Here is an 11,282-nt window from a genome sequence, read left to right on the forward strand (position 1 = left end):
GCGGCACGAGGGCACGCGGCTGGCGATGGATGGCGGGTGCGGGCGGCGCACCACGCGAGGTGAGAGTTTAACGTGTCTTGCTTTCAGGACCGATTTCGATGGCCGGTTGCAAGCGGATCGTGCGGAAAAGGAAGGGATCGGAGGCGGGTGGCGGTCCGGCGCGGCGCGCGGGCCACGACGACGTGGGGCAGGCGCCGCCGCCATTGCCCTGGCTCAACGAGCCTGAGCCGCCATACGCGGACGGCAACATCGGCCCGGCGACGCGGGGGCCGTCACGATCGTTCGGAAGAAGCGGCGCCGGCCTGGCTCGCCGTGATGGGGGCAGGCTCGGGCGCCGTTTGAAGCAGCGTGAAACCGGGCAATCAGGCGTCCGGATACCACGCGTCGGTGAATTCGCTGACCTTGACGTCGGTCAGCTCCGGACGGGCGGCCAGCCATCCGCGCACGAGTTCGCGGTCGGCGTCGGTCGTCGTGCCGCGCGGCGCGCCGGAGATCACGTACGCGCCGATGCCTTCATCCGCGGACGCGACGGTCAGCAGCCCGTTCGCTTCGACGAAGTCGATGAACGCATCGATCAACTGGCCGCGCTCGAGGTCGGTCATGTCGTTGCGGTAATGCGCGGTGGCGTTGAACGCGAGTTCCTGGAATTCGCCGATGTGGAGTTTCTTGCGCTGGCGGCGGTTGTGGCGTTGGCTCATGGTGTGGGGTGAATGCGAAAAGGATCGATGAAAGGGCGGCGGCGGTGCTGGCGCGGCATACGCGAACGGCCCGGCCGCCGCATCGGGGCGCCGCGCGGCGCTGCCGGCGGCGGATGGCGCAACGTTACATCAGCACGATGTCGTACTGCTCCTGGCTCAGGTTCGACTCGACCTGCAGCGACACCGGCTTGCCGATGAAGTCGATCAGCATCGCGAGATGCTGCGACTCCTCGTCGAGGAACAGGTCGATCACCTGCTGCGCGGCGATCACGCGAAACTCGCGCGGGTTGAACTGCCGCGATTCGCGCAGGATCTCGCGCAGGATGTCGTAGCACACGGTGCGCGATGTCTTCACCTGGCCCTTGCCCTGGCAGGTCGGGCACGGTTCGCACAGCACGTGCGCGAGCGACTCGCGCGTGCGCTTGCGCGTCATCTCGACGAGCCCGAGCTGCGAGAAGCCGTTGACCGTCACGCGCGTGCGGTCGCGCGACAGCGCCTTCTTCAGCTCGGACAGTACCGCGTCGCGATGCTCGGCGTTCTCCATGTCGATGAAGTCGATGATGATGATCCCGCCGAGGTTGCGCAGCCGCAACTGCCGCGCGATCGTGTGCGCGGCCTCGAGGTTGGTCTTGAAGATCGTGTCGTCGAAGTTGCGCGCGCCGACGTAGCCGCCAGTGTTCACGTCGATCGTCGTCATCGCCTCGGTCTGGTCGATCATCAGATAGCCGCCCGACTTCAGGTCGACGCGGCGCGACAGCGCGCGCTGGATCTCCGTCTCGATGTTGTACAGGTCGAACAGCGGTCGCTCGCCCGTGTAGTGATGCAGCTTCGGGCTCACGGCCGGCGTGAACTCGCCCGCGAATTCCGCGAGGCGCTGGTACGTCTCGCGCGAATCGACCTGGATGCGCGTCGTGTCGTCGTTCGCGAAATCGCGCAGCACGCGCTGCGCGAGATCGAGATCCTGGTACAGCAGGCTCGTCGCCGGCAGCCGCTGCGCTTGCGCGACGATCGTCGCCCAGGTCTTGCGCAGGTAGGCGACGTCGCCGGCCAGCTCGTCGGAGGTGGCGTCCTCGGCGATCGTTCGCACGATGTAGCCGCCTTTCTCGTCCGGCGGGATCACGGCCGTCAGGCGCGCGCGCACGGCCTCGCGCTCGGCCTCGCTCTCGATCTTCTGCGAGATGCCGATATGCGGCTCCTGCGGCAGGTAGACGAGCGTGCGGCCCGCGATGCTGACCTGCGTCGACAGCCGCGCGCCTTTCGTGCCGATCGGATCCTTGATCACCTGCACCATCAGCGTCTGCCCCTCGAACACGATCTTCTCGATCGGCTGGTGCGGCGCGCCCGACTGCGGTTCGCCCGCGAGGCGCGGATGCCAGATGTCGGCGACGTGCAGGAACGCCGCGCGCTCGAGGCCGATGTCGATGAACGCCGACTGCATGCCGGGCAGCACGCGCACGACCTTGCCGAGATAGATGTTGCCGACCCGCCCGCGCGACAGCGTGCGCTCGACGTGAAGCTCCTGCACCGCACCTTGCTGGACGAGTGCGACGCGCGTTTCCTGCGGCGTGAGGTTGATCAGGATTTCTTCGTTCATGGTGCGGTTCAGAAGGCGACGCGTGCGGTACGCAGCAGCGCGGCAGTCTCAAAAAGGGGCAGACCCATGATACCTGAATGGGATCCGTCGATTCGCTCGATGAATTCGGCCGCGCGGCCCTGGATCGCGTACGCGCCGGCCTTGCCGAACGGCTCGCCGGTTTCGACGTAGCGCGCGTACGCGTCGCGCGACGCGGCCGCGAAGCGCACCGACGAGCGCGACAGCGCGGGCGGCAGCAGTTCGCCGCCGGCGTCGATCACGGCGACGGCGGTCAGCACCACGTGTTCGCGGCCGGCGAGGCGGGTGAGCATCGCGAGCGCATCGTCGGCGTCGGCCGGCTTGCCGAGGATGGCGCCGTCGATCGTCACCGTGGTATCGGCCACCAGCACCGGCGCGGCCGGCTTGCCGCTCGCGACGAGGCGCGCACGCGCGGCCTCGGCCTTTGCGACGGTCACGCGCCGCACGTATGCGTCGGCGGCTTCGCCGGGCAGTTCGGCCTCGAGCGCCTCGGCGTCCTCGTCGGGGCGCGGCAGCAGCAACTCGAAACGAACGCCGATCTGCTGCAGCAGCTCCTGGCGGCGCGGGCTTTGCGAAGCGAGGTAAAGGATCGGGAAAAGCGCGGGGGACGTGCTGGACGGCATGGTGTCGTTATCTCGTTGAGCGCGCGCGGCGCGCGTCTCGAGGACGACGCGTCATGCGCGGTGGTAGGGGTGATTCTGCGTGATGCTCCACGCCCGGTAAAGCTGTTCGGCGAGCAGCACGCGCACCATTCCGTGCGGCAGCGTCATGCTCGAGATGCGCAGCAGCACGTCGGCGCGCGCTTTCAGGTCCGGATCGAGCCCGTCGGCGCCGCCGATCACGAACGCGACGTCGCGGCCGTCCTGCTGCCAGCCGGGCAGCGCCTGCGCGAGCTGCATCGTGGTCCAGTCGCGGCCGCGCTCGTCGAGCGCGACGATGCGCGCGCCCTTCGGCAGCGCGGCCTCGATCTTCTGCCGCTCGGCCGCCATCACGCTTTCGGCGCTGCGGCCGCCCGAACGCAGTTCAGGCTTGATTTCGCGCAACTCGATGCGCAGCTCGGGCGGCATCCGCTTCGTGTATTCGTCGAAGCCGGATGCGATCCAGCCCGGCATCTTGTGGCCGACCGCGAGGATGAAAAGCTTCATCGGGAGACGCGTGACGGCTTAGCGGCGCCGGGCGGCCGTCTTGCGCGCCGGGCGTGCGGGCGCTTCTTCCTCTTCTTCGTCGTCTTCGCTCGCCGTGGCGAAGCCGTTGCCCTTGCCGCCGCCGAGCTTCATCCGCACGGGCTTGTCGCCCCAGATTTCCTCGAGGTTGTAGTACTGGCGCAGCGCCGGTTGCAGGATGTGCACGACCGCGTCGCCGCAGTCGACCAGCACCCATTCGCCGGTGTCCTCGCCTTCGGAGCTGACGACGTCGCCGCCGGCTTCCTTGACCTTGTCGCGCACGTTCGACGCGAGGGCCTTGGTCTGGCGGTTGGAGGTGCCCGAGGCGACGACCACGCGGTCGAACAGTTCGGTCAGGTGGCTGGTGTTGAACACCTTGATGTCTTGCGCCTTGACGTCTTCGAGGGCGTCGACGATCACGCGCTGCAGTTTGCGAATATCCATGGATTCAGGAATGGTAGAGGCGATGTTGAAGAATATAGGCCCATACGGCGGCCGGCACATGTTCGGCCGACGCGTCGGGCATTTGCGCATGGCGTGCGATGCATTCGCGCAGGTGCGCGCGGATGTCGGTCGCGGCGATGTCGAACGAAAGGGTCGTATCGATCAGCAGGCGGCCCGCCGGCGTGGCCTTGAGCACGTCGGCGCCGGCCTGCCGCGCGGCGATTTCGCGCGCGACGTCCGGCGGCGCCGCGTCGAGCTCGAAGCCCGGGCGCGTCGACACGCCGATGTGCGCGTAGTCGAACAGCGTGCGCCAGTCGCGCCACGTATCGAGGCGCACGAGTTGGTCGGCGCCGATCAGCAGCGCCAGCGACGCATCCGGGCCGATCCGCTCGCGCCAGCGCGCGAGCGTCTCGACCGTGTAGGTCGGGCCGGCGTGCTCGATCTCGTCGGTGGCGACGGTCACGGTCACGCCCGGCATCGACAGCGTGCCGGCGGCCGCGCGTGTCATCGCGAGCCGGTGCTCGGCGGCCGACACGTCGCGCTTCTGGTACGGCTGCCCGGCGGGCAGCAACACGAGTTCGGTCAGGTCGAGCAGCCCGGCGAACCGGCGCGCGAGCGCGAGATGGCCGTCGTGGATCGGGTCGAAAGTACCGCCCAGCAAGCCGATACGACGCGGCAGCGGGGCGGGGCGGGCGGTGGTGTCCAGAAACGCGTCCTCTCGTTGGGGCAGCGGGGCGCGCGGGCTCAAACCCAGTCGCGCGGCACGAGGAAGTCGCTATACAGGCGCGCTTCCGGCGAACCCGGCTCGGGCTGCCAGTTGTAGCGCCAGTTCGCGACCGGCGGCATCGACATCAGGATCGACTCGGTCCGGCCGCCGCTTTGCAGGCCGAACAGCGTGCCGCGGTCGAACACGAGGTTGAATTCGACGTAGCGGCCGCGGCGGTATGCCTGGAAGTCGCGCTCGCGCTCGCCGTACGGCAGCCCGGCGCGGCGCTCGACGATCGGCAGATAAGCGTGCAGGAACGCATCGCCGACGCTTTGCATCATGTCAAACGAGCGTTCGAAACCGGGTTCCGAGAAATCGTCGAAGAAGATCCCGCCGATGCCGCGCATCTCGTTGCGGTGCTTCAGGAAGAAATATTCGTCGCACCATTGCTTGAAGCGCGGGTAGAGCTCGACGCCGAACGGGTCGAGCGCGTCCTTGCAGGTCTGGTGGAAATGCCGCGCGTCGTCCTCGAAACCGTAAACCGGTGTCAGATCCATGCCGCCGCCGAACCAGAACACGGGCGCCTCGCCCGGTTTCGTCGCGATCAGCATCCGCACGTTCATGTGCACGGTCGGGCAGTACGGATTGCGCGGGTGCAGCACGAGCGACACGCCGAGCGCCTCGAAGCCGCGGCCCGCGAGCTGCGGGCGCGCCGCGCTCGCCGACGGCGGCAGCGCGTCGCCCGCGACGTCGGAAAAGCCGATTCCCGCGCGTTCGAACACGCGGCCGCCTTCGAGAATCCGCGTGCAACCGCCGCCGCGCAGGCGTTCGGCCGGCCCGCGCTGCCACGTGTCGGTCGCGAGCGGCGTGCCGTCGAGCGCGCCGAGCGCGTCGGCGATACGTGTCTGCAGGCCCTGGAGGTACGTGCGCACACGCGCCACGTCGTAGGTCGAATCGGTCATGTCTGGACTGGCTGCCCCCGCGCTGAGCGAGGGCCGTAAAAAAAGCGTCTGCCGGGCATTCTATCGAACCCCGGCAGACGGGCCGCCGCCGCGAGGGCGCGGGGCGGCGATGGCGACGTCACGCGCTCTTGCGGTTGAGCGCGCGAAAGCCGATGTCGCGGCGGTACTGCATGCCTTCGAAATTGATCTGGTTGATCGTGTCGTACGCATGCTGCTGCGCTTCGCGCACCGAATCGGCGAGGCCGACCACGCACAGCACGCGGCCACCGGACGTCACGAGCTTGTCGCCGTCGGCGAGCGTCGTGCCTGCATGGAACGTCACCGCTTGTTCGGTCTCGGCCGGGATCCCGTTGATGCGGTCGCCCTTGCGCGGCGCGTCCGGGTAACCGTGCGCGGCCAACACGACGCCGAGCGCGGTGCGGCGATCCCAGTCGAGCTCGACCGTGTCGAGCGTGCCCGCGATCGCCTGTTCGACGACCTTCGAGAAATCGCTCTTCAGGCGCGCCATGATCGGCTGCGTTTCCGGATCGCCCATCCGGCAGTTGAACTCGAGGGTGCGCGGATTGCCGTCCTTGTCGATCATCAGGCCCGCGTACAGGAAGCCGGTGAAGCGGATGCCGTCCTTCTCCATCCCGCGCACGGTCGGCATGATGATTTCGCGCATCACGCGTGCGTGCATCTGCGGCGTGACGATCGGCGCGGGCGAATACGCGCCCATGCCGCCGGTGTTCGGGCCGCGATCCTCGTCGAGCAGGCGCTTGTGGTCCTGGCTGGATGCCAGCGCCAGCGCGTGCTTGCCGTCGACCATCACGATGAAGCTCGCTTCCTCGCCGTCGAGGAATTCCTCGATCACGACGCGCGCGCCGGCGTCTCCCAGCTTGTTGCCCGACAGCATCATGTCGACGGCGGCGTGCGCCTCTTCGAGCGTCGTCGCGACGACGACGCCCTTGCCGGCCGCGAGGCCGTCGGCCTTCACGACGATCGGCGCACCCTTCGCGTCGATGTACGCGTGGGCAGCCGCCGCGTCGGCGAAGGTTTCGTAATCGGCGGTCGGGATGCCGTGGCGCTTCATGAACGCCTTCGCGAAATCCTTCGAGCTTTCGAGCTGCGCGGCTTCGCGGGTCGGGCCGAATACCTTCAGGCCGCGTGCGCGGAACAGGTTGACGATGCCGGCCGCGAGCGGGGCTTCCGGCCCGACGAGCGTGAACGCGACACCTTCGCGTTCCGCGAAATCGGCGAGTTCGTCGAGCGACGTGATATCGACGTTCTTCAGACGCTCGTCCTGCGCCGTGCCGCCATTGCCGGGCGCGACGTAGACCATCTGGACGCGCGGCGACTGCGCGAGCTTCCACGCCAGCGCATGTTCGCGGCCGCCGGAACCGACGACGAGTAGTTTCATGGGATTCCCCGCAGACTAGAAAACAGGGCGGCCGGCACGCTCAGGCGCGCCGGCCGCGGAATCGGTCGGGCCGCCGCCGCGACAGGTGCGGCGGCCGGCATTTCATTCCTCGACGATGACGGCGTTCGTATACACGTCCTGCACGTCGTCGAGGTTCTCGAGCGCGTCCAGGAGCTTTTGCATCTTTACCGCATCGTCGCCGGCGAATTCGACTTCGTTCTGCGGCTTCATCGTCACTTCGGCGAGTTCGGCCTTGAAGCCTGCGGCTTCGAGCGCATCCTTCACCGCCGAGAACGCCTGCCAGTCGCACAGCACTTCGATCGAGCCGTCGTCGTTCGTGTTCACGTCGTTCGCGCCGGCTTCGAGCGCGGCTTCCATCAGCGCGTCTTCCGACGTGCCGGGCGCGAACAGGAACTGGCCGACGTGATCGAACATGAACGCGACCGAGCCGTCGGTGCCCATGTTGCCGCCGAACTTCGAGAACGCGTGACGGACTTCCGCGACCGTGCGGGTGCGATTGTCGGTCAGCGTGTCGACGATGATCGCCGCGCCGCTGATGCCGTAGCCTTCGTAACGGATTTCTTCGTAGTTCGCGCCGTCCGCGCCGCCGACGCCGCGGTCGATCGCGCGCTTGACGTTGTCCTTCGGCATGTTCGCGTCGGCGGCCTTGTCGACCGCGAGACGCAGGCGCGGGTTCGAGTTGACGTCGCCGCCGCCGAGGCGCGCCGCGACCTGGATTTCCTTGATCAGGCGGGTCCAGATCTTGCCGCGCTTCGCGTCGGCCGCAGCTTTCTTATGCTTGATGTTGGCCCATTTCGAATGACCAGCCATACCTTTCTCCGTGCCCGGGCGCGCAGCGCGGGCGATTGTTGCAATGTGTCGTTGAATCGGCGGCCGTGTCGGCGGGCATGAAGCCGCGGGGCCGCGCGTGTCGAGTGGATCGTGATTTTATCACGCGGCGACCGCCGGTTCGGGGCCGCCGCGCATGGCCGAACGACCAGGGCGGCCGTTGCGGCCGCTCGTTTCGGTCAGTTCTTGGTGCCGAACAGGCGGTCGCCGGCGTCGCCCAGGCCCGGCACGATGTACGCGTGCTCGTTCAGGTGCGAATCGAGCGACGCGACGAACAGCTTCACGTCGGGGTGCGCGTCCTGGAACACCTGCACGCCCTCGGGCGCGGCGACGAGCGCGACGAACATGATGTTCGCGGCCGGCACGTTGCGGCGCTTGAGCACGTCGACCGCGTGCACGGCCGAATAGCCGGTCGCGACCATCGGGTCGCACAGGATGAAGATGCGGTCTTCCAGATCCGGCAGGCGCACCAGGTATTCGACCGGACGGTGGTCGTCGGCGCGGTACACGCCGATGTGGCCGACGCGTGCGGACGGCACCAGATCGAGCAGGCCGTCCGACATCCCGATGCCCGCGCGCAGCACGGGCACGATCGCGAGCTTCTTGCCCGCGATCACCGGCGCGTCGACCGCCACCAGCGGGGTTTCGACCCGCTTGGTCGTGATCGGCAGGTTGCGGGTGATCTCGTAGCCCATCAGCAGCGTGATCTCGCGCAGCAACTCGCGAAACGTGCGCGTTGACGTGTCCTTGTCGCGCATGTGCGTGAGCTTGTGCTGGATCAGCGGGTGATCGGTGATGAAGAGGTTCGGGAAACGGCTGTCCTGTTTCATGACGGGGTGCCTTGGCGGCGAAAGGGGATCGGGGGCGGCGGCGGGCACGGGCCGGCCGTCGCCAATGGCCGCAATTTTACCAAGGCGCGCCGCGCGATCCGGATATTATCGACGTCTCACGACAATCCGCGTGCCGCGCACGCCCGTTCGCCTGCCCGCCGGCGGCAACGCGGGGCCGCGCCGGCACGCGCACCACCAGGGAAGCGACGATGGATCTCGGCATCGAAGGAAAGACCGCGCTCGTGTGCGCGGCCAGCAAAGGCCTCGGGCGCGGCTGCGCGGAAGCGCTGGCTGCGGAGGGCGTGAACCTCGTGATCGTCGCGCGCACGCGCGACACGCTGGAGGAAACCGCGGAAGAGATCCGCGCCGGCGCGAACGTGTCGGTCACGGCGGTCGCCTGCGACATCACGACGCCGGACGGCCGCGCGGCCGCGCTCGCCGCGTGCCCGCAGCCGGACATTCTCGTGACGAATGCCGGCGGCCCGCCGCCCGGCGATTTCCGCGATTTCTCCCACGACGACTGGATCCGTGCGCTCGAGTCGAACATGCTGACGCCGATCGAGCTGATCCGGGCGACCGTCGACGGGATGATCGGCCGCGGTTTCGGCCGGATCGTCAACATCACGAGTTCGGCCGTGAAGGCGCCGATCGACGTGCTGGCGCTGTCGAACGGCGCGCGCTCGGGGCTGACCGGCTTCGTCGCGGGGCTGTCGCGCAAGGTCGCGGGGCAGGGCGTGACGATCAACAACCTGCTGCCGGGGCTGTTCGACACCGACCGGATCGCGACGACGCTCGCCGCATCGGCGAAGGCGCAGGGCGTGACGGTCGACGAGATGCGTGCGCGGCGCACGAAGGACATCCCGGCCGGGCGCCTCGGCACGCGCGCCGAATTCGGCGCGGCCTGCGCGTTCCTGTGCAGCGTGCACGCCGGCTACATCACCGGGCAGAACTGGCTGCTCGACGGCGGCGCGTATCCGGGCACGTTCTGATCCGCGCTTTTCGATTCACGACGACGACACAACGAACGAACAACCGAACGACGAAGGAAACGGAGATGAGCAAACCCCGCATCGCATTGATTGCGCACGACGCGAAGAAGGACGAGATCGTCGCGCTCGCGGGCCAGTATCGCGAGACGCTCGCGCAATGCCGGCTGGTCGCGACGGGCACGACGGGCGGCCGTATCGCCGCCGCGCACGGGCTCGACGTCGAGCGCAAGCTGTCGGGGCCGCTCGGCGGCGACCTGCAGATCGGCGCGGAACTGGCCGACGGCCGCGTCGACATCGTCGTGTTCCTGCGCGATCCGATGACCGCGCAGCCGCACGACCCCGACATCACCGCGCTCGTGCGCGCCTGCGACGTGCACGACGTGCCGGTCGCGACCAACGTCGCGACCGCGCGGATGCTGCTCGACGATCTGGCGCGGAACATGCAGGACGTTTGCTAGGCGCGGACCGCGGCCGATTGTCCCTGCCGGCGGCAGGGCCATGCACGGCGGGCCGCGACGCGCGAGAATCGTGCGTCGCCATGCGCGCCTGCCGGCTCCCGTACGAATCGGTGCGACGCGCGCATCGGCGATCCGGATTTCCCTGACCGACAGACAGACGAGGAGCAAAACGATGCCGAAAGCAATCCGATACGACCAGCCGGGCGGCCCGGACGTGATGAAGTGGGTCGATGTCGACGTCGACGCGCCGAAGGCCGGCGAGGTGCGCATCCGCCAGCACGCGGTCGGGCTCAACTACATCGACGTGTATTTCCGCACGGGCCTGTATCCGCAGCCGCTGCCGGCGGGCCTCGGGATGGAGGCGGCCGGCGAAGTGACGGCCGTCGGCGACGGCGTGAGCGCGCTGAAGGTCGGCGATCGTGTCGCCTACGTCGCGCAGCCGCCGGGCGCGTACGCGCAGGAGCGCGTGCTGCCGGCCGAGAAACTCGTGAAGCTGCCCGACGGTATCGGGTACGACGACGCGGCGTCCGTGATGCTGCAGGGCCTGACCGCGCACTATCTGCTGCGTCGCACGTACCCGGTGAAGGCCGGCGACACGATCCTGATCCATGCGGCGGCCGGCGGCGTCGGGCTGCTCGTGTGCCAATGGGCGAAGGCGCTCGGCGCGACCGTGATCGGCACGGTCGGCTCCGACGAAAAGGCCGAACTCGCGAAGGCGCACGGCTGCGATCACCCGATCGTCTACACGCGCGAAAACTTCACGCAGCGCGTGAAGGAGATCACCCACGGCGCGGGCGTGCCGGTCGTCTACGATTCGATCGGCAAGGACACCTATGTCGGCTCGCTCGACAGCCTCGCGCCGCTCGGCTACTTCGTCAGCTTCGGCAACGCGTCAGGCCCGCTGCCGCCGATCGACTCGAAGGAATTCTCGTCGCGCGGCTCGCTGTTCTTCACGCGGCCGACGCTGTTCTCGTACATCGCGAAGCGCGCCGATCTCGAAGCCGCGGCCGCCGAGCTGTTCGACGTGATCCTGTCGGGCAAGGTGAAGACGAGCATCAACCAGCGCTATCCGCTCGCGGAAGTCGGCCGCGCGCATGCGGATCTGGAAGCGCGCAAGACCACCGGCTCGACGGTCCTCGTTCCCTGACCGTTCCTTGCGTGCCGGCGCCATG

Annotated in this window: 13 protein-coding genes; 3 read left to right on the plus strand and 10 right to left on the minus strand. The window is 68.4% G+C overall.

Annotated features, from left to right (window positions below; genetic code table 11):
• Positions 1–362: 362 nt before the first annotated feature.
• The 10 genes from WS61_RS03185 to upp all read right to left on the minus strand — a co-directional run bounded on the left by WS61_RS03185 (position 363) and on the right by upp (position 8,663).
• Complete coding sequence (locus tag WS61_RS03185) at positions 363–698, minus strand: YggL family protein (protein ID WP_034208010.1); 336 nt, start codon at positions 696–698, stop codon at positions 363–365.
• Between the two features lie 124 nt (positions 699–822).
• A complete protein-coding gene (gene rng, locus WS61_RS03190) occupies positions 823–2,292 on the minus strand; it encodes a ribonuclease G (RefSeq protein ID WP_059499206.1) in 1,470 nt (489 codons plus the stop codon).
• 8 nt (positions 2,293–2,300) lie between these two features.
• Positions 2,301–2,933, minus strand: coding sequence for a nucleoside triphosphate pyrophosphatase (locus tag WS61_RS03195; RefSeq protein ID WP_059499207.1), 633 nt, complete (start codon positions 2,931–2,933; stop codon positions 2,301–2,303).
• Positions 2,934–2,984: 51 nt separating this feature from the next.
• A complete protein-coding gene (gene rlmH, locus WS61_RS03200) occupies positions 2,985–3,455 on the minus strand; it encodes a 23S rRNA (pseudouridine(1915)-N(3))-methyltransferase RlmH (protein WP_034208007.1) in 471 nt (156 codons plus the stop codon).
• A gap of 18 nt (positions 3,456–3,473) precedes the next feature.
• A complete protein-coding gene (gene rsfS, locus WS61_RS03205; RefSeq protein ID WP_006484266.1) occupies positions 3,474–3,917 on the minus strand; it encodes a ribosome silencing factor in 444 nt (147 codons plus the stop codon).
• A gap of 4 nt (positions 3,918–3,921) precedes the next feature.
• The gene (locus WS61_RS03210; protein WP_059499208.1) at positions 3,922–4,665 is read right to left on the minus strand and encodes a nicotinate-nucleotide adenylyltransferase; all 744 of its coding nucleotides are present in this window, start codon (positions 4,663–4,665) and stop codon (positions 3,922–3,924) included.
• Positions 4,662–5,585, minus strand: a complete 924-nt coding sequence (gene hemF / locus WS61_RS03215) for an oxygen-dependent coproporphyrinogen oxidase (RefSeq protein WP_059499209.1) — start codon at positions 5,583–5,585, stop codon at positions 4,662–4,664. The genes WS61_RS03210 and hemF overlap by 4 nt, the downstream gene beginning before the upstream one ends.
• A 118-nt stretch (positions 5,586–5,703) precedes the next feature.
• Positions 5,704–6,984, minus strand: a complete 1,281-nt coding sequence (purD, locus tag WS61_RS03220) for a phosphoribosylamine--glycine ligase (RefSeq protein WP_059499210.1) — start codon at positions 6,982–6,984, stop codon at positions 5,704–5,706.
• A gap of 102 nt (positions 6,985–7,086) precedes the next feature.
• On the minus strand, positions 7,087–7,815 hold the full coding sequence (locus WS61_RS03225; RefSeq protein WP_059499211.1) for a YebC/PmpR family DNA-binding transcriptional regulator: 729 nt from the start codon (positions 7,813–7,815) through the stop codon (positions 7,087–7,089).
• 197 nt (positions 7,816–8,012) lie between these two features.
• Positions 8,013–8,663: a uracil phosphoribosyltransferase gene (upp, locus tag WS61_RS03230; protein WP_006481871.1), complete on the minus strand. Its 651-nt coding sequence runs from the start codon at positions 8,661–8,663 to the stop codon at positions 8,013–8,015.
• A gap of 209 nt (positions 8,664–8,872) precedes the next feature.
• On the opposite strand from upp, the gene WS61_RS03235 reads away from it, so the two are divergent.
• The 3 genes from WS61_RS03235 to WS61_RS03245 all read left to right on the plus strand — a co-directional run bounded on the left by WS61_RS03235 (position 8,873) and on the right by WS61_RS03245 (position 11,257).
• A complete protein-coding gene (locus WS61_RS03235) occupies positions 8,873–9,652 on the plus strand; it encodes an SDR family oxidoreductase (protein WP_059499212.1) in 780 nt (259 codons plus the stop codon).
• A 65-nt stretch (positions 9,653–9,717) separates the two neighbouring features.
• Entirely contained in the window at positions 9,718–10,110 is a 393-nt protein-coding gene (locus WS61_RS03240; protein ID WP_034208002.1) for a methylglyoxal synthase, read from the plus strand.
• Between the two features lie 172 nt (positions 10,111–10,282).
• A complete protein-coding gene (locus WS61_RS03245; RefSeq protein ID WP_059499213.1) occupies positions 10,283–11,257 on the plus strand; it encodes a quinone oxidoreductase in 975 nt (324 codons plus the stop codon).
• Positions 11,258–11,282 lie beyond the last annotated feature (25 nt).

Origin of the sequence: Burkholderia sp. ABCPW 11 (genome assembly GCF_001523445.1) — a bacterium.
Lineage (GTDB): Bacteria > Pseudomonadota > Gammaproteobacteria > Burkholderiales > Burkholderiaceae > Burkholderia.